Consider the following 24,550-nt stretch of genomic DNA (forward strand, 5'->3'; position numbering starts at 1 on the left):
AAGCTAAATTATGTAAAGTTTGGTTGGTATGAGGTGAAAGAATTAACATACAATCGTTTCGATAATTAAGAGAGAATGAAACATGAATGAAGCCGTATGGAAGCCCAAGCACCCTAAAGACACTAGGATGTGGCAATTTATGGAATTCGCAGCCAAAAAAAACGCCCAGATTTTTGAAAATTATCACGATATGCATACCTGGTCCACGAAACACCCAGACTCATTTTGGCCAACACTTTGCGATTTTTTTCATGTTCAGTTTGATACGGCACCCTACCAGATCTTGAATCATAATAAGAATGATCAGATGTTGAATTCGCATTGGTTCGCTGGAGCTCAATTTAATTTTGCTGAAAAACTTTTATCACGTAATGAGAAACATCCAGCTTTAATTAGTCTTAATGAAGATAACTACAAACAAGAGATTAGCTTTGAGCAACTCAATACACTGGTTGCACAATGCGCAGCAGGTTTGAAAGCGGTTGGAGTTACAGTAGGTGATAGAGTAGCTGCTTTAATGCCCAATACTTCGCAGACAATTATTGCGATGCTTGCTACTACCTCATTAGGAGCAATCTGGTCTTCTTGCTCACCTGATTTTGGTGCACAAGCTGCAATTGATCGATTGGGTCAAATTGAGCCTAAGATATTATTTATTTGTGATGGACATCAATATCAAGGTAAAAAACACAGTGGGATGGAAAAAATCAAACAACTAAACGATGCCATTCCTTCACTCAAGCAAATCGTCATTTGCCCCAATATAAATGAACCTATAGATATTTCTGCGTTGCCCAAGGCACAATATTGGAATGATTTTCTTCGTCCAGCAAGTCGTTGTGAATTTGTTTCTTTACCTTTCGAACATCCAGTTTATATTATGTTCTCATCAGGAACGACGGGGAAACCTAAATGTATTATCCATGGAGCAGGCGGAACCTTATTGCAGCACATCAAAGAATTAGGGTTGCATACTGATTTGCGCCCTAACGACAACCTATGCTTTTATACTACTTGCGGCTGGATGATGTGGAACTGGACCGTATCTGCACTGGCCTTAGGGACAACGCTCACATTATATGAAGGCTCGCCAACCTACCCAGAAAATAATCGTTTATTTAAGCTCATTGCTGAAGAGCAAGTGACTGTTTTTGGTACCAGCGCCAAATTCATCTCTTCTGTAGAAAAAGCAGGAGTAAAACCCAAAGATGAATTTAACTTAAGCCATTTGCGCTGTATCCTCTCAACAGGATCACCGCTTCTACCCAAAAACTATGATTACGTTTATGAGCAAATTAAAAATGATGTACAGCTTTGTTCTATTTCAGGTGGCACAGATATCGTTTCTTGCTTTGCCTTAGGTAATCCAATACTCCCAATCTACAGAGGTGAATTACAATGTTTGGGGCTCGGTATGGCTGTTGAAGTTTATAATGAGCAAGGTCAGACTGTTCGAGAAGAGCGAGGGGAATTAGTTTGTACCGCACCCTTTCCATCCATGCCTGTGGGTTTTTGGAATGATCCTGACAGAACAGCTTACCAACGTGCTTACTTTGAGCGTTTTCCTGGAATATGGGCTCATGGTGATTTTGCAGAAATTACAGCTCATAATGGATTGATTATTTATGGACGATCCGATGCTGTTTTAAATCCTGGCGGAGTGCGTATTGGTACTGCTGAAATTTACCGACAAGTAGAAAAAATTGATGAAGTTATAGATAGCATTGTGATTGGTCAAGATTGGCAAGATGATGTACGTGTTGTTCTATTTGTTAAATTACGGGACAATGTGGAACTCACAGAAGAATTAATGAGTAAAATTCGTTTAACGATTCGTCAGAATGCTTCACCAAGGCACGTACCAGCAAAAATATTGCAAGTAGCAGATATCCCACGCACGATTAGCGGCAAAATTGTTGAAATAGCTGTGAGACAAGTTGTTCATGGTTTACCTGTGAATAATTTACAATCTCTGGCAAATCCGCAAGCCCTAGATTATTTTAAAAATCGCGAAGAACTACAAAAATAAAAGGTATTTTGGATGCGCTATAGCCTGGGTGCAACGCAGTGGAACCCAGGCTATTTGAATCACTTAAAATAATTCCCTAAGTCACATTAAAATCAGGAGCTCTACGTTGTTTATGCTCACAATTTGTGTATAATACCGCAATGGCGTCGATTTGAAGTTCAGCTTGCGGACGCTCAAAAAAGAGTTCTTTTTTGAAAATACGGCTAAAGCGGATATGTTTGCATCCCTCTAAGTCTTCCGCCCGCAGCATAATCTCAGGTTATAATAAATGATTGAATTAAGTGGATTATCCAAATCCTTTTCGGGTAAACCTGTCCTGCGAGACATTAATCTATTTATCCAAGAAGGTGAAATTTTCGGAATCATTGGTAAAAGTGGTGCAGGAAAATCAACCCTATTAAGATGTATTAATCTTCTAGAGCGACCAGATGAAGGTCATGTCATCCTCGATGGCCAAGATTTGACAAGTCTTTCGAGAAAGAGTTTAGCTTTAGCTCGCCACAAAATGGCCATGATTTTTCAACAATTCAATTTACTTAACTCCAAAAACGTTTATGACAATATTGCGCTTCCTATGCGCATTCAGGGCATAGACGAAGAATCCATTCGTAATAAAATTGAAGAACTACTACCAGTTGTCGAGTTAACCGATAAAAAAATGGCCTATCCCGCCCAGCTGAGTGGCGGTCAAAAGCAAAGGGTTGCTATTGCCCGTGCATTAAGTTGCTCACCCAAAATTCTGCTTTGTGACGAAGCGACCTCAGCATTGGATCCAGAAACAACAGACTCCATTTTAGCATTACTTAAAAAAATTAATGCGCTTTATGGCATCACTATAGTGCTCATTACCCATGAAATGGATGTAGTGAAACGTATTTGTAACCGTTTAGCAGTGATGGTGGATGGCGAACTGGCTGAAACTACTGCCCTAGCGAATGTATTTAATAACAAAGACAGCTTAGCACGAAGTATGCTTTACGCCCAGTTGAGTCCACAATTGCCAGAGTGTCTCACCAAAAGACTCGCAGACTATGTGACCGAGAAACCCTTACTGCGCCTATTTTTCCAAGGGGAAGAAGCAACAGTACCTTTTATTAGTCGAACAAGTCGTGAGTTAAATTTAGATATTAACATCTTACTCGCCAATATAGATCGTTATGATACAGTAACCTGTGGCGTTTTAGTTGTAGAATTAACTGCACATCAATTTTTACTGGAAGCATTCATCGAACGCTGTGAACAAGCCAAATTAACTGTGGAGGTTTTAGGTTATGTCCTTCCCAATGGCATATGATTTATTCATTGCAACAACTGAAACATTATATATGGTATCAATCAGTACCTTATTTGCTGTAGTACTCGGCTTACCTTTAGGAACCTGGCTCTACTCATCCAATCATATTAAGCCAATGCCTAAGGTGCATAAAGCATTATCAGGCCTGATTAATATGGCGCGATCTATACCATTTATTATTTTGTTGGTAGCGATCATTCCATTCACTCGCCTCATAGTAGGTACATCAATCGGAATCAATGCGGCAATAGTACCTCTTACTCTCGGTGCAACACCCTTTTTTGCAAGACTTGTAGATAATGTTTATCGAAGTTTACCCTCAGGTCTTATCGAAACAGGTTATGCAATGGGTGCAAACACCAGACAGATTATTTTGCATATATTGTTGCCAGAGGCCAAACCTGCATTAATACATGCCATTACTGTGACCGCCATTACTTTAGTTAATTATTCAGCAATGGCAGGAACCGTCGGCGCTGGAGGTTTAGGTACTTTAGCCATTAACTACGGTTATCAACGTTTTGATGCTGGAGTCATGCTCTCTACAGTAATCATTTTGATTATAATGGTCCAACTGACTCAAATGGTTGGAGATTATCTAGCGAAGCGTTTTTTACATAATTGATCTAAATCACTTTTTTGGAGTTTTTAAATGCGGATTTTAGCTTATTGCGTTTTATTATTAAGTCTTGTTGCATGCAACAAACCTTCACCCAATTCATTGGTAATAGGAACCATTGCCGGGCCCGAAACTGAACTGGTTGAAACAGCACAAGAAGTGGCAAAAAATAAGTATGGCTTAAATATAAAAATTGTAACGTTCAATGATTACAATTTACCTAATGAAGCATTACAAGACGGTAGCCTAGATGCTAACGTCTACCAACATCTGCCTTATCTTAATGCAGCAGTTAAAGCTCATGGCTATACCCTCGAAGCGATAGGTAGAACTTTTGTTTATCCAATGGGAATTTATTCTAAAAAATATAAAACATTAAGCCAATTGCCAGAGAAAGCGATCATCGCCCTACCAAATGATCCAAGCAATGAAATGCGAGCCTTACAATTATTGGAAAAAGCACAGCTAATTACATTGAAAACGACTCAGAATGCTGGCTTAAAAGATATCGCAACAAATCCACACAATCTGCAGTTCAAAGAGATGGATGCAGCACAATTACCTAGAGTTTTACCTGATGTAGACGCAGCGGTTATTAATACCACTTTTGCCTTACCTGCGGGTTTGAATCCCTCTCATGATGCTTTATTTAGTGAGGACAAGGATTCACCTTATGCCAATATAATTGTTATTCGCAATGACTCGCCCAAAAAAGCACAATTGGAGCTTTTTGTTAAAGCATTAAACTCCGAGGAAGTTAAAGAAAAAGCTAAAACTTTATTTGGAGATTCAGCGATTCCTGCTTGGTAGAATTGCTTGGTTCCATGCAGCGAAGTCCGAAAGTCTAGAAAAAATAACTCAGACCCTCGGATTTCGCGGCGCTAGACGCAGCGATGAATCTGTCGGTTTTAGCTTAAGTTTAGCATTCAAAAACCTTGACAGACCTTAATTCTATCTTAATGAAAAAGTGTTATACTTTATAAGAACTAAAGCTCTTGAGGTACACTATGCCTTCACACAGACAAGCATTTTTTAACTTGCTCAACTCTCAACATAGGAAAGTTCAGTTCACACCTGAAAAACTTGAAGAAATTTTTCAAAAGTATCGAGATGACATCCACTTAACTCAAGATCTTTCTTTTGGCTCACACGCGTTCGAGGGGCATGCCAATAAGCGAGTCAAAGATCACAAAGGTTTTAAGCTACAAATCGGCCCAGAAGAAGGAGATACGCTTGAGAAGGCACTCAAAGGAAGTGACCCCGCGGAGAAAAATGAAGTTAGAGAGGGGCTGGATAAGGCCTTTGCTCCTGAAAAGTTTTATGCACCTGCTCAAGAAAAGTATCAAGAATCAATTGAAGCATTTAAAAAACGGGTCAGTCAAGTTCCAGGATATTCTATTGAAGTGCTTCGAGGAGAACTTGAACGAATCACCAAGGATGCCAAAGACGCAATAAAGGCCCAACAGAAAATGGAACTTCAAAAACTCAAAGATACTTTTGATGAAACGAAGAATCGTGGGTTTATGGATAAATTCACAACCGCTTTAGGTAAAGACGCTGACGAAGCAGAAAAATTAAAAACTGATTTAATAACAGAATTAGAACAATCTCATGCGCAACAACTTACTGAATTTGATAATGTTACTAAAGAAAACCTAACAACACTCGATAAAGCGTCTGCCCTTGAACAAAAACAGGTACTCTTTTCTGGACAACTGGAGAGCTGGGCCAACCAACTGAGCCCAAAGCAAAGAGATCAGATGTTGCAAGAAATGGAGATGGCAAGGGAAGAAAATCGCAAACGCCGAAATTTAACTGCGCCAGAACAGATTACAACGGCTGAAATCGATGTTGATAAAAAAACAATTTCTACCATAAATCCAGAGGACTTAAATTTCATCATTTCCTTATCAGGAGCTAAGATAAAGCACAATAAGGGGAAAGATAATGAACCAGGTACTTGGAGTGTACAAATGTCACCCCGAATACTTTCTCCTTTTTACTATTTAAGTCGCCAAGAAAATCCTAAGGTAGATATGTTAACTATGGCTCAGGCAGTACGAGCATCAGGATTTGACTCAATTACCCTAAAAATTAACTTTGATGATCCGAAAACTCAAAAACAAAGAGCCAGACAAGCCTATGAAGCAGCGCTTGAAAGTGGTTTTGCTCCAGGCCCATTACCTGGAGAAGAATCAAAAGGTGACAAAGCATTAAAAGGTATTGTACTTAAAGATGGATCGGGAAATGAAATTGATCCAAAAACGCTCTACACACCCAGTGAATTACAAATACTTCATGAACATGCGCAAGCACGACGTGAAAAACTTTCGAAGTTACTCGATAGTGCTCCTAAAACTCCTGTGCCCGAAGAAACTGCAAAAAATTTTCGCTCTGAAATAAGCAAGGGTAGAAACGAAATAAGGTTAGCAAAAGGGAAAGAAGCAATTAAAGAAGATGAAGAATTAGCACACGAACAGAACGTACAAAGTATTCTGAATACTCCTTAAAAATCAACCTGGTCTTTCAGATGGCCAAAAATGAAAGTCCAGGTATACATCTTTCCAATGTTCGCAAATGATGCTCAAAAAATTCCACTGTCCCTTCACTACAATTTCTGTTATTTTAGTAAGTTCACTACGGGTTAAGCTAAGGAGATGGCTATGAATACTCGTGAATTTGATGAAGAGGTAAACGATACAGAGGAATTTAGTGTCGATACGATCCTGGCTCCTGAAGCAAGTCCTTCAACAAAATTAGAACGAAGAAGACGAATAGAGGATTTGTTTGAAGAAAAACGCCTCCGAGAAGAACTTGCGGAATTCGGTTAGATTTTCTTAGCCCTTGTAACCTGCTTAGTCGAATGGCGAACCAGAGAGTCAGGGCTATTCTCCCGGGTTTCGCTGCGCTTCCCTCAGGGTACAATTAATCATTTATTTTAGAAAAATAGATATCAAACCGAACAGTTTTTCCCTCAACTGTAGCATTTGCAGGTAATAATGGTTTTATTTTTTGTGGCCATTTTACAACCACCTTCTGTTTCGTACGCGTTATTGCCAATTGAATTAACTCCAGTGCATCCTTATCTGCGCCGATTATTTGCTGTAATGCTTGCATTTCCTTTTTTACCAATGCGGATTTACTACGTTCTGGATGCATGGGATCAATATAAATAACGTCGGGGTAAGCGTCAGTTGTTAATGAACTTAAATAGGAATAAGCATTTCCAGACTGAAGCATCAAACGCAGTTGCTGTCTATCCGACTCCGTTTGGCGTAATAAAGCATCCGATAATAAGGATGCCATAACAGGATGACGTTCAAGCATTAATACTTCCGCACCAAAACTGGCTAAAATAGCAGCATCACGCCCCCACCCAGCAGTTGCATCAATAATTTTAAGTCCAGGAGATGGCTTGCAGGCACGGACTAACCCTTGCTTTTTTCCCTCTGATTTCCTTTTGCTCCAAAATTCAGCACTGAATTCAGCAAAAATAGGAGAAAATCCCGGCATTTTTAATGAAAGTTTATCTTCAGTGACAAAAAGGCAAGAACTGGCGTTTTTGTCTAAAACAAAATTCAATTCGTCTGCAAGCGCCGTTGCTTTGTCGTATAAGTTTTCATGCTCATAACCTACTACTGAAATATTCATCATATTTGCTAACCGTAAGAATTATTTCAATTGCATCTTGATACAACCTATCAACCATTCATCTCCCTCGCTACAAATGGAACCTAATGAAGTTACGTTTCAATGTGTACCTACGCGCAGGGTTTCAATTTAGAGATGGATTCCCGCCTACGCGGGAATGACACAATTCTAGACTAAGGACAATGGTCCAAAATCACATTCAAGATAACGGATTACCCCATCTGCAACAAGGAGATATCAGCAACTCCTTGCAATAAATCCTGCAAACGTGCTAAAAGTGCCAAACGATTAGCTTTTATTGCCTGATCCTCAACCATTACCATAACTTTATCAAAGAAAAGATCTACTGGTTCTTTAAGACTAGCCAGTAACTTCAACAAGGGGCCATAATCGGCAGAACGATATAAAGGCTCTACTGCTCGTGCAACCTGATTAATGTGTATAAATAAAAACTTCTCTGGCTCTTCTGTAAAAAGTTGTTCATTCACCGCCAATAAAGTTTTTCTTCCTGCTTGCGAAAGCAAGTTGTTCACACGTTTACACGCAGCAGAAAGAGAAGCTGCTTCAGGCAGTTTTACAAATAATTGCAAAGCACTTAATCGTTTGTCCAGATCATACAGCCAATCATCCTGACGCGCTCTAACAGCATGCACTAAATCAACACTTAATCCCTGACCTTGATAATGAGATTGTAAACGCTCGAGAATGAACGATTTCAATTCATCCGATAAATTAGGTTCAACAGATATTTGAGTTCCGTAATGAATTATGGCTTGCTCAATCAGTGTGGTTAAGTTGAGTTGTGCTGATGTTGCAATGAGTAATCGGACAACAGCTAAAGCATGACGGCGTAATTTGAATGGATCTTTTACTCCAGAAGGTTTTTGCCCTATGGCAAAAATACCAACTAAAGTATCGATTCTATCTGCTAGTGATAAAGTCAAACCCAAATCAGACTCAGGTAAGCTGTCCGCAGCGAAACGAGGCATATATTGTTCATTTAAAGCCTGAGCAACACCTTGATCTTCACCATCGTTTAGTGCGTAATAATATCCCATTAGTCCCTGCAATTCAGGAAACTCGCCGACCATTCCGGTCAGCAAATCACATTTGCTCAACTGTGCTGCTCGTTGTGCCTGATGTAAACTTAAATGTAAAGCAGGGCTTAAATAAGCCATGAGTGCTTCAATTCGTAATGCTTTATCCTTTAAACTGCCTAATTTTGCTTGGAACACAACGTGCTCGGTACCCGCTATATGCTGACTTAAAGGTAATTTTTTATCTTGCCTAAAAAAGAATGCTGCGTCGCTTAAACGCGCTCGCATCACTTTTTCATTTCCTAAAATAACTTGTTTGGGATTGGTACTAGCAATATTGGACACTGTAATAAAATGAGGTAATAACTTTCCTTGTTTATCCTTTAAAGCAAAACATTTTTGATGTGATTGCATTGATGCAATTAATGATTCAGCAGGCACTTCAAGAAATTCTTTTTCAAAATTAGCCATCAGTGCCTGAGGCCACTCAACAATTGAAGTAACTTCATCCAGCAAATCCTCAGGCATAATCGCTGTAGCCTGAATGGATGCAGCCAACTCCTCCACTTGCTTTTTAATTATTTGCTTTCTAGTAGCAAAATCAGCAAGAACAAAGGCTTCCTTCATTTGTAATTCATAGCTTTTTGCGGAGTTAATTACAACAGGTTGGGGATGATGAAAACGATGTCCCCTACTGTCGCGACCACTTTTAATTCCTAAAACACTATGTTCTATTACCTTATCCCCATAAAGCATTACTGCCCAATGCACAGGCCGAGCAAATTCCTCATCTCCTGCTCCCCAACGCATAGGTTTAGCGATGGGCAAAGCAGCCAGAGATTGATTTATTAAGACAGGCAACAAATCTTCGGTTTTATTACCCTGGCTAAGTGTTTCGAAAACAATCCAATCCCCTTTTTCTGTTTCAATCTGAGAAAGTTGTTCTACTTCAACACCACATGATTTGGCAAAACCCAGTAAGGCCTGGGTAGGTTTTCCTTCTTTGTCATACGCAGCGGCCACTGCAGGACCACGTCGGGTCACGCTTTGGCTTTTTTGTTCGTCTTGCAAATCAAAGATCACAATCGAGATACGTCGTGGTGTAGCAAAACGCTTTACTTGCCCATAACCCAATTGTGCCTTATTCAATGCAGCCAATAACTGATTAGCAAATTCATCAGCGAGAGGCCATACCGAACCAGAAGGTAACTCTTCGCAACCTAATTCAAAAATAAAATCATTGACCATCACACACCTTTTGGTTAAGCATAGGAAAGCCTAAAGCTTCGCGTGCTTGATAATAAGCTTGCGCTACGGCTCTTGATAAATGTCTTACGCGTAAGATATAACGCTGCCTTTCAGTAACGGATATTGCTTTGCGTGCATCGAGTAAGTTAAATGAGTGCGATGCTTTAATTACCATTTCATAAGCAGGAAGTGGTAATTGTAACTCAATCAACTTTTGTGCCTCACTTTCATAATAATCAAACTGTTTAAATAACTCTTCTACATTCGCATGTTCAAAATTATACGCCGACATCTCCACTTCATTTTGATGGAACACGTTACCATAAGTTATGATGCCATTCGCTGTATTACTCCAAGGTAGATCGAATAAGTTATCCACCCCCAATATATACATAGCCAAACGTTCCAACCCGTAAGTCAGCTCACCCGTTACCGGTTTACACGCTAAACCACCTGCTTGTTGGAAATAAGTAAATTGGGATACTTCCATGCCATTTTGCCAAACCTCCCAACCGAGACCCCACGCACCTAAAGTAGGCGATTCCCAATTGTCTTCAACAAAACGAATATCATCCGCCAAAGGATCCACTCCTAGGGCACGTAACGAATCCAAATATTTATCTTGTATATCTAAAGGAGAAGGCTTGAGTACCACCTGAAATTGATAATAATGCTGCACTCGATTTGGGTTATCTCCATAACGACCATCAGTAGGTCTTCGAGAAGGCTGTACATACGCAGCTGACCAAGGCTCAGGGCCTATTGCACGTAAGAACGTTGCTGGATGAAAAGTACCTGCGCCAACCTCCATATCAAAAGGTTGCAATATAACACAGCCTTGAGCAGCCCAATATTGCTGCAAAGTAAGAATAATATCCTGAAATGTAGATGGTTTTGTCATGAAAATCTCAATGTAGCCTAGGTGAAGCGAAGCAGACCCTGGAAATTTGTACCCTGCAAAACCCGGACTCCGCTTCGCTTCACCCGGGTTACTTTTGTACTTAACTGCGATGGCTTATGAATTACCTGCTGCTTTTTTGATTAACTCTTGCAACGACTCTTCACTTGCAGCGCCAGGAATAAATGAAGGTTCAGAACCCGCTTTAAACTGACCATTTGGAGTAGAAGCAACTATAAATGCAGGAGTTCCCATTAGGTGTAACTTTTCTGCTAATTCACGGTTTGCATCCAAAGCAGCTGTGACTTCTTTGCTTTGCATATCAGTCTTTAACTTCTTCATATCCAAACCTAAAGACTTAGCAGTAGCCATAACGATTTGGTCGTTTAAACGCTTATCAATGGAAATCAATGCATTGTGCATTTCTTTATATTTACCTTGCATGCCAGCAGCTAAAGCAGCTCTAGATGCCAATTCAGAGCTCTTGCCAAAAATTGGGAACTCTTTATAAATAACTCGCAAATCACTGTCTTTCTTAACCAAACTATTAATAATTGGTGACATTTTTTTGCAATGAATGCATTGGTAATCAAAAAACTCTACAATAGTCACATTCCCCTTTGGATTACCTACAACTGAAATTTTACCTTGGAACAATTGGTCTGTATTTTCTTTAATTGCAGATTGAGCTTGTTGTTGCATACTTTGCTGCTGTTTCTGTTGCAATGCTTGAGAAGCCTCTAAAAGTACTTCTGGATTAGTAACTAAATAGTCATGTATTACTTTTTCAATTTCTTTTTTTTGGGTATCAGACATAGGAGTTGTATTATTGGTATCTGCTGCCATAATTGCAGGTGATACTAAAGATGCGGCCAGCGCTCCTACTGTTAATAAATTTGTAAATTTCACACAGTTCCCCTTATTTAATAGTTTACATAATACCAACAACTTTCCAACCGGCACCCTAGCATCCGCTTGAAGAAAATTCAATAGGGCCTGTTTACAATTCTACTATCTCAAGGCCAAAGGACCTAATTTTATACGCGTTTCGGTGCTCTAAAATCAATGCCATTTGAGTGCAGCCAAGAGGACCCTAGGAATATTAGTATTACTCACATCTCAACAGCTAAATTAGCATAAGCTAAAACAAGCCATTTCACACCATGTTCATTAAACTTTACCTGAACACGAGTATGCGCCCCACTACCCTCAACTGCTAATACTATGCCTTGACCAAATTTTGCATGGGTTACACTTTGTCCTAAAGACAACCCTGAGGTTTCTGGCACCACGGAAGGTTTATTTCGCGTAATAACTGGTGCTTGAAATTTCGCCTTGACACGAATCTCATCAAGTAATTCCTGGGGTAACTCCCTTAAAAATCGTGAAGGCCGATGATACTCTTCTCGACCATATTGTCGTCGTATTTCAGCATACGACAAAACCAGTTTGCGCATAGCACGCGTCATCCCCACATAACATAACCGACGCTCTTCCTCCAAACGTCCAGGCTCCTCCAAAGACTGTTTTCCAGGAAACACACCTTCTTCCATTCCTACTAAAAATACCATGGGAAACTCAAGGCCTTTAGCAGCGTGTAAAGTCATCAAATGAACATAACGCTCGTGCTCTTCTGCCTGCATTTCTCCGGCCTCTAAAGAGGCATGTGCTAGGAATGCATTCACTAGAGGAATTTCTTCTTCGTCTTCTTGTTCATAACGAAATTGTTTTGCCGCATTGATTAATTCTTGTAAGTTATCAAGACGAGACTCCGATTTATCGCCTTTGATTTTGCTGAAATGAGCATATAATCCACTCTGCTGAATAACTATAGATAACTGCTCGTCTAACTCCATTGCTGCGGTATTTTGCTGCAATTGTTCGATTAGTTCGATGAATTTCGCCAGAGAAGAACCTGCCCGTTGAGCCATTTCACCTGATTGCAATAAGGTTTTGGCCGCGTGCCATAAAGAACTTTGCTCCGATTTGGCATAATGACGCAGATCATCAAGCGTTTTTTCACCAATACCTCGAGTTGGAAAATTAACGATACGCTCAAAAGCATTATCATCATCAGGATTCACTAATAAACGCAAATAAGCTAAAGCATCTTTTACTTCTGCGCGATCAAAGAAGCGTAATCCACCATAAATACGATAAGCAATTCCAGCACGTAATAATGCTTCCTCTAAAACCCTTGATTGAGCATTCGAACGATATAAAATAGCAATTTCATCAGCACTTACGCCTTGATTTATTTCCATCATAATTCGTTCACAAACAAAGCGTGCTTCTTCCAGCTCATTAAAAGCACTGTAGACTATAATTTTTTCTCCAGTTGCACCATCCGTCCACAAGTCTTTCCCCATTCGTGAGTTATTATGGGTAATTAAAGCATTGGCAGCATCAAGTATTGTAGCTGTGGAACGATAATTTTGTTCCAAACGAATAATCTGTGTGTTTTTAAAGTCTTGAGAAAACTGCTGAATATTTTCTACTTTAGCGCCACGCCAACCATAAATTGATTGATCATCATCGCCAACCGCCAAGACAGCAGCATGTTCCCCAGCAAGAAGACGTACCCATGCATATTGAATTGTATTGGTATCTTGGAACTCATCCACCAATATCGCTTGAAAACGTTGACGGTAGTGATTAAGAATTTCTGGGTTATCGCGTAACAATTCATGAGTCCGCAATAACAATTCCGCAAAATCAATTACTCCTGCAGTCTGGCAGGCTTGTTCATATGCATTATAAATATTGAGTAATGTTTTACCAGGCCCATAAGGCAAAGTATGGACGTGCTGGGGTCGTAGCCCTTCATCTTTGCGTCCATTAATGAAAGTCTGAGCCTGTTTCACTGGCCATTGTTCTGAGTCAAGATTTAATGAAGCAATCACTCGTTTGATCAAGCGTGCTTGATCTTCAGAGTCTAAAATATGGAATAGTTCAGGCAAATGTGCTTCTTGATAATGACGACGAAGCAAGCGATGACACAACCCATGAAAAGTTCCTACCCATAATCCCAATACAGGGGTACTCAACATATTATTTAAGCGCGTTCTCATTTCGCCAGCTGCTTTATTGGTAAACGTTACGGCTAAAATTCCATGTGGTGAAATATGCTTCTCCTCAATAAGCCATGCAATACGACTAACCAAAACCTTTGTCTTCCCACTCCCTGCCCCAGCAAGGACCAGCGTATTACCCAGCGGAGAAGTAACTGCTTCGCGTTGTCGCTCATTCAGTCCTTTAAGAATTGCAGCAAGAGTCATAAATAAATTCCAGGAAAAAATCGATGGTGTATTCTATTAATAGATCCCACTATCCCGCAAGGAAAAGAAAATAGAAGCTATACTAATTATAATTATAATCTTGTTTTTTTACGCCAACATGAATACGTATTGCTTTCAAACGCTTCCCGGCGCAAAATAGCGCAATATGGCAAAACAAAACTTCCCAAAGGACTAAAATGCACTCACTCTATCCGTCAATTAAACCTTATGCGCAACATGAATTAAAAGTCAGTGCACTACATACGCTTTATATTGAAGAAACAGGCAATCCTGATGGATTGCCCGTTATTGTATTACATCCAGGCCCCGGTGCTTCTTCTGGAGATGGTTATCATAGACGGTTTTTTGATCCACAACATTATCGAATCGTACTGTTTGATCAACGTGGCTGTGGGCGTTCTACTCCTCATCTGGAAGTTCGTGAAAATACGACCAATTTGTTATTAGATGACATCGATGCCATTAGAGACTTCTTAGGGTTATCCGAATTTGTATTGTCTGGAGGTGGCTGGGGCTCTTTACTTGCCTTACTCTATGCCCAAAAATTTCCACAACAAATTAAGGCACTACAACTGCATCAAGTTTTTTTGGGAAGACAGCATGATTTTGATTGGTTTTATAAGCGCGGTGCCAACCTAGTTTATCCTGATTACTGGCAAGAGTTTATTAGTACTGTCCCTGAAAACATGCTGGACAAAATCCCTCAATATTATGCCAATTGTTTACAAGGTCCTAATGAACTGGCACGAATGAGTGCGGCAAAGTCATGGGCATTATGGGAGGCTCGTTGTAGTAGCTTACATCCTCATTTATATGTCATTGATCAATTTAGCGATCCTCATTTTGCCCTCGCTCTTGCGACATTAGAATCCCATTACATCAACAATCATTTTTTCATTGAAGAAAATCAGGTAATGGACAATGTTCATAAAATTAGACATATCCCAACATACATTGTACACGGCCGCTTTGATTTAATTTCTCCTCTGGCAGGAGCCTTTGAACTGCATCAAGCAATCCCGGCATCCAATTTAAGAATAGTTCGCGATGCAGGGCATTCGGATAGAGAGTCAGGCATTATTGACGCCCTAATTTATGCGAGTAAAGAAATTTCCAAACAAGGGCTTGATGCATGCTGATAGTCATTCAAAGAGTAACACACGCTCGTGTAGATATTGATGGTGAAACCGTTGGAAGAATAGATCAAGGACTTCTGATACTCTGTGGTTTTGAACCTGATGATACAGAACACAATATCAATAAAATGTTAGATAAATGCCTTAATTATCGTATTTTTGATGACAATCAAGGCAAAATGAATTTGAGCCTTAAAGATGTTCAAGGTGGTTTATTATTAGTTCCACAATTTACATTAATGGCCGAAACCCAAAAAGGATTGCGCCCCAGTTTTTCCAATGCAGCACCACCAGAGCTTGGACGATTGCTTTTTGATAATCTCTTGACGCGCGCTGCGCAGTTATTTCCCCATACACAGAGCGGATGTTTTGGTGCCAACATGCAAGTGCACTTATGTAATGATGGACCTGTGACTTTTTTGTTAAAGTTCTAGAATCTATTGACCACTTATCTCAAGTCTTCTACGTCCCGCGCTTTATGCGCGGGATCTAAACCACCTTGTTCAATAAATTATTTATCGTTCTAATCAAGATCGAAACTAGTCCATCTATATTGTGGTCTTACTTTATATTCGCTTCCACTGTGCTAACCCAGGCCACAAAAATATATCTTAATCAAAACGTCAACGACTGCACGAGTCACTATGATTGTTTGCAAGTACATCAAACTCGTGTAACATCGTTTACTAAGTCAAATAATTAAAAAAATCATGCGATTAATTTCAATAGTCATTAGTTTTACCGGTGCTCTCGCTTTAACTGGATGTGCTTGCAAGGGAACTAACCCCGCCGATCCTTTTGAACCTTTTAACCGCAAAGTATATAAGTTTAATTCTGCCTTAGACAATGCAATTTTGAGGCCCACCGCAAAGGCATATCGGGCCGTTTTACCGGCTCCTGTTCGAAAAAGTATAAATAACTTTTACAACAACTTGGATCTTATTCCATCCGTAGGAAATGATCTTCTGCAGGCTGAGGGAAAATGGGCAATTCGAGACTCTTGGCGCTTCATTATAAACTCTTCTTTAGGTGTGGGTGGTTTATTTGACGTAGCTAAAACCTTTGGCTTACCCCCTCATTCAAATGATTTGGGTCTTACTTTAGCGAAATGGGGCGATAAAAACTCCCCATTCCTAATGCTACCCCTATTGGGTCCAAGTACTCTTCGAGACGGAGCAGGATGGTTATTCCAATTTGCGCTATACAGCCCCTATGTTTACATTAATGAAGATGCAGTAGTCTACAGTTTATTAGCGCTCCGTACTGTGGATTTACGCTCACAACTGCTCGATACTGATCAAATAATGGATGAAGCTTTGGATAAATATGCCTTTATGAGAGATGCGTATTTACAATATCGTAACCATTTAATTACAGGTACTCATCCAGATACAGGTTCTCTGTATGTTGATGATAAAAAAGCAGATCAGGAAGCAGCAGCAGAAACTGGTAGTGATTATGTAGATGAATAATGTAGTTCTGTAATACTTTGTAGCCTGGGTGAAGAATGGCGAAACCCAGGTTTCTGTATTTGAATAAATTTCTTAGCCCCGAATTTTGCTAGGCTTCATCCTGGTTACTTTTATAGAGTTTAATTATTAGGCAAGACATATCTTCTCAAGGCTTCGTAAAAAATCACCAGCGATATCAAGTTTTGTTTCTGCTTCTATTTCTCGTAAACAGGTTGGGCTTGTAACATTAATTTCTGTTAAATAATCACCAATCACATCAATACCAACAAAATACAAACCCTTGGCTTTAAGCGTAGGCCCCACTTGTTCACATATCCACCTGTCTCTAGTTGTAATAGGTACTACCTCTCCTCGTGCACCTGCAGCTAAGTTACCGCGCAAATCTCCTTGTGCAGGAATACGTGCCAATGCATAAGGAACAGGTTCGCCATTGATTAATAAAATGCGTTTATCGCCAGAGTGCTTTATTTCAGGAATATATCGTTGAGCAATAATCGTTTGTGTTTGATTTTTAGTTAGGACTTCTAAAATAACTGCTAAATTATTTCCTTGCTCCTCAACATGGAATACAGAATTACCTCCCATTCCTTCCAATGGTTTAAAAATAACTTGTTTGTGCTCCTCCCAAAATGATTTCAACCGTTTCATATTTCGTGAAACAAGTGTGGTTGGACAGCACTGAGGAAAATTTAAAGTAAAAAACTTCTCATTTGCATCACGTAAGCTTTGGGGGTTGTTGGCTACAAGAACTCCTTCGCGTTCAGCCAGTTCCAGATAATAGGTCGTATAAATATATTCTGTATTAAAAGGAGGATCTTTGCGCATCAAAATGATATCAAATTCACCTAAAGGCGTTTCATATGAATCATTAATCGTTACCCAATCTTTGCTACTCACATCCCCGATACTTAAATCATAAACGTATGCAAAAGCCCGTCCTTCCTTACAAAATAAATCTTCTTGAGTAAAAACAACACAAGACCAACCCATTTCTTGAGCTTTCTTGATCATAGCTAGAGAGGTGTCTTTATAAGGCTTTAATTGATTTAGAGGATCCAACAACACAGCAAGTTTCATCATTCACCTCCAATCGCTGCAATTTCCCTTGCTGCAGCAAGTGCTGCTAAGCGGGCAATAACCCCATACACATAAAAGCGATTCGATTCATCCACCTCAGTTAAATCATCGCAAGGCATATTACACGCTTGGGCAAAAGCTAAAGGTTCAAAATGCATTCCCGGTGCATTCAGATTTTCATCAATACCACGTTCTTGATGAACTCGGTAAAATCCACCCACCACAAATTGGCCAATCATATAGACTACAGGTTCAGCAACAGAACCGTTTGGCATGGTTTCAAAAGTATATACACCCTCTTGAATAATAACTCTATCCACTTTGCGACCACCTTTACTGGTCGACATTCGAGTACGTTGTTTTCTATTTAATTTACGTACCTCTTCTGCCTCATGCACCATCATAACACTCATGCCATAAGTACCATTATCTGCTTTAATTACAACAAATGGTTTCTCTTTTATTCCGTAAGTTGCATATTTATCATTCATTAAAGTGAGAATTTTATCTACTTCGATGGCTAACCTGTCTACCCCTTCCTGAGCCATGAAATCCAGTCCTTCTAGAGCACTAAAATAAGGATTGATTAACCAGGAATCCATCCCTACCAATTCGGAAAACTCCATCGCGACCTCGTCATAAAAATTAAAATGACTAGATTTCAACCGCGAAGACCAACCTAATTGTGCTGTAGGTCTTATCTTTTGTTTTATTCCTTGTAAAATTTCAGGGATCCCCTGAGACAAATCATTATTCAACATAAGAAAACATGGATTAAAGTTAGCCAGGCCAACACGATCGCCCTCGCGCTGTATAGGCTCTAAGAGTAGCGATTCACCCCCATCAAGAATCATTTCAGTGGGTTCTTTAATCTCTGGGTCCAAACTACCAATACGAACTACAAAGCCCGCTTTGATAAAAATTGTTCTTAATACATTAAGACTTTTTAAATAAAACATATTGCGTGTATGACTTTCTGGAACCAATAAGATGCGTGTGCAATCTGGGATATAATCAACTAAAACAGACTGTGTTGCCTGAATACACAGGGGTAAGAATTCGGGATTCAAATTGTTAAACCCCGCTGGAAATAGATTAGTATCTACCGGCGCCAGTTTGAATCCTGCATGGCGTAGGTCAACCGATGAAGTTAAAGGAGGAGGAGTTTCTTTCCATTGATGTCTAAACCACGCTTCAATTGCTGCTATCTGATTTAAAACAATTTTTTCAACATGAAACAATGGTCCAGAATGAGCGGTGGTTAAATGAGGGACGGGGATTTCATGTGCATTCATGCTTTCTCTCTTTCTATTTTTTTCGATGATGTTACCGGGGTTATCACAGAAATAAAAGATCTTATTGATTTTCTGTTATTATATTGCAAGTTCGATTTTTATGCCTGACATAATCCGTTAATTTCATGATATTACTAAAAAATGATTTTGTTTGGTTTAAAAGTCCAACTAACATTGATTCACAACTAAAGGAACCTTATTCATGATCAATGAGCTAATACAACAATTTTCCACTCAAATACAAACCTTTTTATATATTATGATGATCATTAATGGTATTTTACATTTAATTTTTGCTGGTGCTGTAGCCCACGATGCGGGCAATATGAATCAAACCGGACAAAAACCAGTCTTGGTTTCTGCTGCTACCTGGGCATTTGCTACATTAATAGGCGGTGTGTTCACAGCAACGATTTATTGGTTACTCCACCACTCCACCTTTACAAGACCGACAATAAGAGAGATTCGTTATGACCAACCCTAATATTAAAACAATTGATGTACATCAACTAAAAACAAGGATGGATCATGATCCCAATCTTTGTTTAATTGATGTTAGGGAATTGGCAGAATGGCAAGAATTCCATATTGCCAGAGCGATCCATATCCCTAAAGATCGCATTACATCCTCTTTTGCAGTTCAATTCCCCAATAAAAATCAACCCATCTATTTACACTGCAAAGGTGGAGTCCGATCTTTATTTGCTGCTCAATCCTTAATGGATTTAGGATATCAAGAAGTTTATTCAGTTGATGGTGGTATTATCGATTGGGCTATGTCAGGTTACCCCATAGAACAACAGAAGGAACTATCAGAGCCGCTGTAATTTCTAAATCCTATTCACAACATGATGCAGCAAAGGAGTTCCTACGATTTTTGACCGGGTCCTACTTCGCTGCACTGATTACTGTTTATAAACAATGCCTATTAAAGGCTGTTATTGGTAAAAAGAGTATAGACAATCGGCTCCATAGTATCTTGGTTGTTAGGAGACTCTGGTGCAGGAGGAATCGCTTTGTCTGAAAAGAGTCTTGCACGATTTTTTATATCAGATTCTTTTAGCAACTGTTGTTCCCTAGTCAGATCAATCTCTTTTGTTCTGAAATTCGCTACTTTTTTAAGTAAATCTTGCAGCACATCTTCTACCTTATAATCCCTGATTTTTGTTTTTGAAAAAGCCTGTTGACTCGGGCTTAGATAACCTTTTCTGGGATCAGAGTCTACATATACATGTGAATGCATAAAATTACTCAAAGCATCATACATATCAAGCAAATCTTTAGAATCCGGAAAATTGTCCAAAGTAAGATTGAGTGAAGTAGTTAATGCATTAAATAAAGTACTGTTTTCGGGAGATAAAAAATATGGAGTTACAGTTCCTTGATAACTTTTAAAAATTTGATCACGAATATAGTATGCCGCGGCATTAAGTACAATTTTTTTGTCTTCATCGTCATTGTCGGATTGTTCAAGACAGTTTAGGATTGCATTTAAATATTTACACTGAATCGCTCGTTCAGGATGACTAATGGAAAGAATCTTTAATGACTTTGGAATGTTTTTTTCATCCAACTTATGGCTTTTTAATTCAGTTGCAATACTCTCCGTAATGTATTTTGCTAATTTATCATATTTGACATACTGAAAACCCATTTCTGTTCTCCTTAAACTCCATGAATCGGGATTAGTAAAATTTACTCCAAGGCGAAGTTTAAACTAATTCAGAAAGCCAGTCATGCATTTTCCTTTTACTCCTTAATTAATTTTTAATCTTTAAAAGTCAATAACATAGAGCAAACGATTTCGAGCATATACTCATGAAAAAAACTCTTTTCACCGCCTTATCCTCTAAGGCAAACAGGAGCTTAAAAAAGTGAAATGTACCTTTTTGATTGCTTTTTTCCGCCCTGTTGATTAATTTACCTCTTTTAGTCCGCATCAGGAGAAGTTATGAAAAAATACCTCTGCGCCATTTTTCTTTTTCTAAATTGTCTCAACACCTATGCACAAATCAATCAACCCAAATTGGTTGTTCAACTGGTAATCGATCAATTACGTGGTGATTTAATTGTTCAACATCAGCAACAATTTGGTAATGGAGGATTTAATTATTTGCTAAGTCATGCCATAGATTATCATAATACGCATCACCCACATGCTAATACTACTACTTGTGCAGGACATGCTACTGTTTCAACAGGAAGTTTTCCATCCTTACACGGCATTGTTAATAATGAATGGTATGACCGAAAATCACAGCAGATGATCTATTGCATGGAGGATTTAAAAACTAATATACTGAGCACACCTCATACGCGTATTGTTATTCCAGGGCGCTCTCCGAAAAACTTGTATGCCTCAACGTCAAGCGATGAAGTCATACTCTCCCATAAAGGACGTGCCTTTGGTGTCTCTTTAAAAGATCGTTCAGCGATAGCCCTCGCTGGTCATGCGGGCAAGGCGTTTTGGTTTGATACAACTAATGGTGGTTTTATTACCAGTACTTACTACTATTCCCAATACCCTCACTGGGTTAAAAATTGGAATAAAAATTATCTTCCTAAAGATTACGATTGGCATCTGAGTCGTGCTAAAACTGAATATCAAAATGCTAATTCTCCTATTTTCCATCATGAGGATGAACTTTTTGGTCAAACCTTTCCACATCATATAACTCAATCCCCAAGTCCTGAATACTTTAAATCTCTGTCCCGATCCCCTAAGGCAGACCAATTAACCGCAGATTTTGCAGAGCAACTTTTAACTGAAGAACGATTAGGACAATCATCTGGAAAAACGGATTATTTAGGAATTAGCTTCTCTGCTGTCGATGCAATCGGTCACCAATTTGGCCCCAATAGCCTTGAATCAGAAGATAATTTATTAGAATTAGATAAAACTTTGGCGCATCTTTTTGCTGTTATTGACAAACAAGTAGGCCTCAACAATACACTCATAGTGCTTACTGCAGATCATGGTGTAAATGATGGTCCAACTTATCTAAAAGCACATCATATGCATGAAATTCATCCCATTGATATACCAAAAATGGAGCACTACATTCATAACGTATTAAAAAAACAATATGCGCTTCCAGAAGAAACACTCATGTCGATTACCCCGCCTTATATCTATCTTAATCATAAGGTAATAAATCAGCATAAAATTAAACTAAATGAAGTGAAACGTTATCTTGCACGCGCTTTAACGCTGCAACCTGGAGTTTTCAAAGCCTATGCATTACCAATTACAGATATTGAAAACGATTGGCTTAGCGCTAAAGTTAATAAAATGTATTTCCCAGATCGGTCCGGAGATCTTTACCTCATTCAACCTCCAAATCAATCCTATGGTACTAAAGGTAACGATCGTGTTGCTCATGGTAGTCCTTGGCAATATGACAGTTATGTTCCATTACTGTTTGTTCATCCTGATTTTAAAGCGCAACGCATATTTCGTCCGACTTACACCACGGACATTGCAGCTACTTTATCCGCAATACTTATGATAAAAAATCCATCTGGAACTGTCGGAAATCCCTTGCTGGAAGTGGTGTCTGCTTTTAATTAAACAGATAGCCCTGGGTTCTGCAGCGCACCCAGGGTTATCTTTTATCAGCTAAACTTATATTATAGAATTTGTGTGTTTTATCGCTCTAAAAAAAAGCATTATAACAAGCAAACCCTAATTAAAGATTGAATTTAACACAAAAAACCTTTAGTATTTGCACGAAATTTCTAACGATATCATCATGAACAAACAAGCGATAATTATTGGGATTTCAGGCCCTTCTGCATCAGGTAAAAGTCTTTTAGCGAATACAATCGTTAATGAGCTTGGCTCGGAACAAGTAGTAGTTATTTCTGAAGACGCCTACTATAAAGATAATGGTCATTTGCCTTTCCCTGAAAGAGAAAAAATAAACTATGATCACCCTGATTCTTTTGATCATGCGTTGCTTTGCGAACATTTACGACAATTAAGAGATGGTCGACCAGTTGAAATTCCAATCTATTCCCACTCCAAGCACATGCGCTTGCCTGAAACCAGAACGGTGGGACAACATGCCATTATTATCCTTGAAGGTATTTTACTCTTTAGCGATAAAGAATTACGCGAAATAATGGATATTCGAATTTTTATGTCCACTCCGCTCGATGTGTGTTTAACCCGACGCTTAAAAAGAGATGTGGTTGAACGGCATAGAACCTTTGAATCGGTAGTACATCAATATGAAACAACAGTACGTCCCATGTACTTGCAGTTTATAGAACCATCTAGTCGCTATGCAGACATTATTATTCCTCGCGGAGGAGAAAACAGGATTGCTATTGAAATGATTCAGGCTAAGATGCGTGAATTATTAGCTTTGCATACTAATTAATGTGAGTTCGATATGAAAAAATAAGTTTATTTTTCATATCGAACTTAATTATTTAAAACTAGAACCCTTATAAATGCTAGCATTTTACGGGATAACATTCGTTTAGCGATAAAAGACATAAAATGGCCTTTTATATCGAACTCATGTTAATTAATTGAGGAGAGAATGGTGGGATTTTTAGCGGGTAAAAAAGCACTTATTATTGGTCTAGCGAGCAATAGATCTATAGCTTATGGTATTGCTAAAGCATTTCATGAGCAGGGAGCTGAATTAGCTTTTACTTATCAAAATGATCGTTTACAAGATCGTGTCGAAAAAATGGCGGCTGAATTCAATTCATCTCTTACCTTTCCTTGTGATGTTGCTCATGATGAGGAAATCCAAGCTCTTTTTTCAAATCTTCGCAAACATTGGGACCACTTAGATATCCTTATTCATTCAGTAGCTTATGCTCCAGCCGATCAAATTAGTGGAGATTTTGTAGAGTCTTGTACACGTGAAGGCTTTAGAATTGCTCATGATATCAGTGCCTATAGTCTGATAGGACTCGCTCAAGCTGCTTTACCTATGATGGAAGGTACGGAAGGCTCTCTGTTGACCTTAAGTTACTATGGCGCTGAAAAAGCGGTACCTAACTATAATGTTATGGGTGTTGCTAAGGCAAGTCTTGAAGCTTCCGTCCGTTATTTAGCCTCAAGTTTAGGTTCTAAAGGGATCCGAATTAATGCTATATCAGCAGGACCAATCAAAACACTTGCTGCGGCTGGAATTAAAGATTTCCGTAAAATTCAAAATGCCTATGCTAATATTACCCCGCTCCATAGAAACGTTACGATTGAAGAAGTTGGGAATACTGCTGCATTTTTGTGCTCTAATTTAGCCTCAGGGATTACTGGCGAAGTAGTTCACGTTGATGCAGGTTATCATGCAGTATCTAGCATGAGTGATCTCAGCTAAGTTTTTTGACCCTCTCCTATAATCAGGAGAGGTTTCTACGAAATAAGTTTTATTCTTAAAAAACTCCAACTTTGGCTCGAACAACGAGTCAAAGTTTAAACTTACCCAATTGTCTGCACTTACATCCGCTCCACAACAGTTGCAGTATTTATG

General features: G+C 39.1%; 22 protein-coding genes. 14 read left to right on the forward strand and 8 right to left on the reverse strand.

All coding sequences use genetic code 11. The annotated features are described in order from the left end of the window. Positions 1-82 precede the first annotated feature (82 nt). The 6 genes from ACWTEW_RS38085 to ACWTEW_RS38110 all read left to right on the forward strand — a co-directional run bounded on the left by ACWTEW_RS38085 (position 83) and on the right by ACWTEW_RS38110 (position 6,773). Complete coding sequence (locus tag ACWTEW_RS38085) at positions 83-2,029, forward strand: acetoacetate--CoA ligase (protein WP_454783179.1); 1,947 nt, start codon at positions 83-85, stop codon at positions 2,027-2,029. A gap of 268 nt (positions 2,030-2,297) precedes the next feature. Then, positions 2,298-3,323 carry a methionine ABC transporter ATP-binding protein gene (locus ACWTEW_RS38090; protein WP_454783180.1) on the forward strand — a complete coding sequence of 342 codons (1,026 nt, stop codon included), beginning with the start codon at positions 2,298-2,300 and terminating at the stop codon, positions 3,321-3,323. Beyond that, positions 3,301-3,948 carry a methionine ABC transporter permease gene (locus tag ACWTEW_RS38095; protein ID WP_454783181.1) on the forward strand — a complete coding sequence of 216 codons (648 nt, stop codon included), beginning with the start codon at positions 3,301-3,303 and terminating at the stop codon, positions 3,946-3,948. Before ACWTEW_RS38090 ends, ACWTEW_RS38095 begins: the two co-directional genes overlap by 23 nt. 27 nt (positions 3,949-3,975) lie before the next feature. Beyond that, positions 3,976-4,752: a MetQ/NlpA family ABC transporter substrate-binding protein gene (locus ACWTEW_RS38100; RefSeq protein ID WP_454783182.1), complete on the forward strand. Its 777-nt coding sequence runs from the start codon at positions 3,976-3,978 to the stop codon at positions 4,750-4,752. Positions 4,753-4,949: 197 nt separating this feature from the next. Further along, positions 4,950-6,452, forward strand: a complete 1,503-nt coding sequence (locus ACWTEW_RS38105) for a hypothetical protein (protein WP_454783183.1) — start codon at positions 4,950-4,952, stop codon at positions 6,450-6,452. Positions 6,453-6,605: 153 nt separating this feature from the next. Next, the gene (locus tag ACWTEW_RS38110) at positions 6,606-6,773 is read left to right on the forward strand and encodes a PA3496 family putative envelope integrity protein (RefSeq protein WP_454783184.1); all 168 of its coding nucleotides are present in this window, start codon (positions 6,606-6,608) and stop codon (positions 6,771-6,773) included. Between the two features lie 94 nt (positions 6,774-6,867). Here the strand turns inward: ACWTEW_RS38110 and ACWTEW_RS38115 are convergent, their stop codons facing one another. The 5 genes from ACWTEW_RS38115 to uvrD form a co-directional block, all read right to left on the reverse strand. Then, positions 6,868-7,596, reverse strand: coding sequence for a class I SAM-dependent methyltransferase (locus tag ACWTEW_RS38115; protein WP_454783185.1), 729 nt, complete (start codon positions 7,594-7,596; stop codon positions 6,868-6,870). Between the two features lie 209 nt (positions 7,597-7,805). Continuing rightward, the gene (gene glyS, locus ACWTEW_RS38120; RefSeq protein ID WP_454783186.1) at positions 7,806-9,878 is read right to left on the reverse strand and encodes a glycine--tRNA ligase subunit beta; all 2,073 of its coding nucleotides are present in this window, start codon (positions 9,876-9,878) and stop codon (positions 7,806-7,808) included. Beyond that, positions 9,868-10,779 carry a glycine--tRNA ligase subunit alpha gene (gene glyQ, locus ACWTEW_RS38125; protein WP_454783187.1) on the reverse strand — a complete coding sequence of 304 codons (912 nt, stop codon included), beginning with the start codon at positions 10,777-10,779 and terminating at the stop codon, positions 9,868-9,870. The genes glyS and glyQ overlap by 11 nt, the downstream gene beginning before the upstream one ends. A gap of 114 nt (positions 10,780-10,893) precedes the next feature. Then, the gene (locus ACWTEW_RS38130) at positions 10,894-11,685 is read right to left on the reverse strand and encodes a DsbA family protein (protein WP_454783188.1); all 792 of its coding nucleotides are present in this window, start codon (positions 11,683-11,685) and stop codon (positions 10,894-10,896) included. 203 nt (positions 11,686-11,888) lie between these two features. Further along, on the reverse strand, positions 11,889-14,054 hold the full coding sequence (gene uvrD / locus ACWTEW_RS38135) for a DNA helicase II (protein WP_454783189.1): 2,166 nt from the start codon (positions 14,052-14,054) through the stop codon (positions 11,889-11,891). 197 nt (positions 14,055-14,251) lie between these two features. On the opposite strand from uvrD, the gene pip reads away from it, so the two are divergent. From pip to ACWTEW_RS38150, 3 genes are all read left to right on the forward strand, one after another. After that, entirely contained in the window at positions 14,252-15,214 is a 963-nt protein-coding gene (gene pip, locus ACWTEW_RS38140) for a prolyl aminopeptidase (RefSeq protein ID WP_454783190.1), read from the forward strand. After that, positions 15,208-15,645, forward strand: coding sequence for a D-aminoacyl-tRNA deacylase (gene dtd, locus ACWTEW_RS38145; RefSeq protein WP_454783191.1), 438 nt, complete (start codon positions 15,208-15,210; stop codon positions 15,643-15,645). Before pip ends, dtd begins: the two co-directional genes overlap by 7 nt. 276 nt (positions 15,646-15,921) lie before the next feature. Then, positions 15,922-16,683, forward strand: a complete 762-nt coding sequence (locus ACWTEW_RS38150) for an MlaA family lipoprotein (RefSeq protein ID WP_454783192.1) — start codon at positions 15,922-15,924, stop codon at positions 16,681-16,683. 126 nt (positions 16,684-16,809) lie between these two features. Here the strand turns inward: ACWTEW_RS38150 and gshB are convergent, their stop codons facing one another. Further along, entirely contained in the window at positions 16,810-17,760 is a 951-nt protein-coding gene (gshB, locus tag ACWTEW_RS38155; RefSeq protein ID WP_454783284.1) for a glutathione synthase, read from the reverse strand. Then, entirely contained in the window at positions 17,760-19,055 is a 1,296-nt protein-coding gene (gene gshA / locus ACWTEW_RS38160; protein ID WP_454783193.1) for a glutamate--cysteine ligase, read from the reverse strand. The genes gshB and gshA overlap by 1 nt, the downstream gene beginning before the upstream one ends. Before the next feature lie 202 nt (positions 19,056-19,257). On the opposite strand from gshA, the gene ACWTEW_RS38165 reads away from it, so the two are divergent. Then, positions 19,258-19,539 carry a hypothetical protein gene (locus ACWTEW_RS38165; protein ID WP_454783194.1) on the forward strand — a complete coding sequence of 94 codons (282 nt, stop codon included), beginning with the start codon at positions 19,258-19,260 and terminating at the stop codon, positions 19,537-19,539. Further along, complete coding sequence (locus tag ACWTEW_RS38170; protein ID WP_454783195.1) at positions 19,526-19,882, forward strand: rhodanese-like domain-containing protein; 357 nt, start codon at positions 19,526-19,528, stop codon at positions 19,880-19,882. The genes ACWTEW_RS38165 and ACWTEW_RS38170 overlap by 14 nt, the downstream gene beginning before the upstream one ends. Before the next feature lie 101 nt (positions 19,883-19,983). Here the strand turns inward: ACWTEW_RS38170 and ACWTEW_RS38175 are convergent, their stop codons facing one another. Next, complete coding sequence (locus ACWTEW_RS38175; RefSeq protein WP_454783196.1) at positions 19,984-20,709, reverse strand: hypothetical protein; 726 nt, start codon at positions 20,707-20,709, stop codon at positions 19,984-19,986. A gap of 297 nt (positions 20,710-21,006) precedes the next feature. Between ACWTEW_RS38175 and ACWTEW_RS38180 the strand changes: the two genes are divergently transcribed. From ACWTEW_RS38180 to ACWTEW_RS38190, 3 genes are all read left to right on the forward strand, one after another. Continuing rightward, positions 21,007-22,626, forward strand: a complete 1,620-nt coding sequence (locus tag ACWTEW_RS38180; RefSeq protein WP_454783197.1) for an alkaline phosphatase family protein — start codon at positions 21,007-21,009, stop codon at positions 22,624-22,626. Positions 22,627-22,807: 181 nt separating this feature from the next. Beyond that, positions 22,808-23,440, forward strand: coding sequence for a uridine kinase (udk, locus tag ACWTEW_RS38185; RefSeq protein ID WP_454783198.1), 633 nt, complete (start codon positions 22,808-22,810; stop codon positions 23,438-23,440). A gap of 165 nt (positions 23,441-23,605) precedes the next feature. Beyond that, positions 23,606-24,397 carry an enoyl-ACP reductase FabI gene (locus tag ACWTEW_RS38190; RefSeq protein ID WP_454783199.1) on the forward strand — a complete coding sequence of 264 codons (792 nt, stop codon included), beginning with the start codon at positions 23,606-23,608 and terminating at the stop codon, positions 24,395-24,397. Positions 24,398-24,550: the final 153 nt, after the last annotated feature.

This window comes from Legionella stuttgartensis (genome assembly GCF_977063405.2).

Bases quoted from the DNA above. Each gene is read 5' to 3' on its own strand.
- ACWTEW_RS38085 (WP_454783179.1), top strand. From the start codon at position 83: ATGAATGAAGCCGTATGGAAGCCCAAGCACCCTAAAGACACTAGGATG.
- ACWTEW_RS38090 (WP_454783180.1), top strand. From the start codon at position 2,298: ATGATTGAATTAAGTGGATTATCCAAATCCTTTTCGGGTAAACCTGTC.
- ACWTEW_RS38095 (WP_454783181.1), top strand. From the start codon at position 3,301: ATGTCCTTCCCAATGGCATATGATTTATTCATTGCAACAACTGAAACA.
- ACWTEW_RS38100 (WP_454783182.1), top strand. From the start codon at position 3,976: ATGCGGATTTTAGCTTATTGCGTTTTATTATTAAGTCTTGTTGCATGC.
- ACWTEW_RS38105 (WP_454783183.1), top strand. From the start codon at position 4,950: ATGCCTTCACACAGACAAGCATTTTTTAACTTGCTCAACTCTCAACAT.
- ACWTEW_RS38110 (WP_454783184.1), top strand. From the start codon at position 6,606: ATGAATACTCGTGAATTTGATGAAGAGGTAAACGATACAGAGGAATTT.
- ACWTEW_RS38115 (WP_454783185.1), bottom strand. From the start codon at position 7,596: ATGATGAATATTTCAGTAGTAGGTTATGAGCATGAAAACTTATACGAC.
- glyS (WP_454783186.1), bottom strand. From the start codon at position 9,878: ATGGTCAATGATTTTATTTTTGAATTAGGTTGCGAAGAGTTACCTTCT.
- glyQ (WP_454783187.1), bottom strand. From the start codon at position 10,779: ATGACAAAACCATCTACATTTCAGGATATTATTCTTACTTTGCAGCAA.
- uvrD (WP_454783189.1), bottom strand. From the start codon at position 14,054: ATGACTCTTGCTGCAATTCTTAAAGGACTGAATGAGCGACAACGCGAA.
- pip (WP_454783190.1), top strand. From the start codon at position 14,252: ATGCACTCACTCTATCCGTCAATTAAACCTTATGCGCAACATGAATTA.
- dtd (WP_454783191.1), top strand. From the start codon at position 15,208: ATGCTGATAGTCATTCAAAGAGTAACACACGCTCGTGTAGATATTGAT.
- ACWTEW_RS38150 (WP_454783192.1), top strand. From the start codon at position 15,922: ATGCGATTAATTTCAATAGTCATTAGTTTTACCGGTGCTCTCGCTTTA.
- gshB (WP_454783284.1), bottom strand. From the start codon at position 17,760: ATGAAACTTGCTGTGTTGTTGGATCCTCTAAATCAATTAAAGCCTTAT.
- gshA (WP_454783193.1), bottom strand. From the start codon at position 19,055: ATGAATGCACATGAAATCCCCGTCCCTCATTTAACCACCGCTCATTCT.
- ACWTEW_RS38165 (WP_454783194.1), top strand. From the start codon at position 19,258: ATGATCAATGAGCTAATACAACAATTTTCCACTCAAATACAAACCTTT.
- ACWTEW_RS38170 (WP_454783195.1), top strand. From the start codon at position 19,526: ATGACCAACCCTAATATTAAAACAATTGATGTACATCAACTAAAAACA.
- ACWTEW_RS38175 (WP_454783196.1), bottom strand. From the start codon at position 20,709: ATGGGTTTTCAGTATGTCAAATATGATAAATTAGCAAAATACATTACG.
- ACWTEW_RS38180 (WP_454783197.1), top strand. From the start codon at position 21,007: ATGAAAAAATACCTCTGCGCCATTTTTCTTTTTCTAAATTGTCTCAAC.
- udk (WP_454783198.1), top strand. From the start codon at position 22,808: ATGAACAAACAAGCGATAATTATTGGGATTTCAGGCCCTTCTGCATCA.
- ACWTEW_RS38190 (WP_454783199.1), top strand. From the start codon at position 23,606: ATGGTGGGATTTTTAGCGGGTAAAAAAGCACTTATTATTGGTCTAGCG.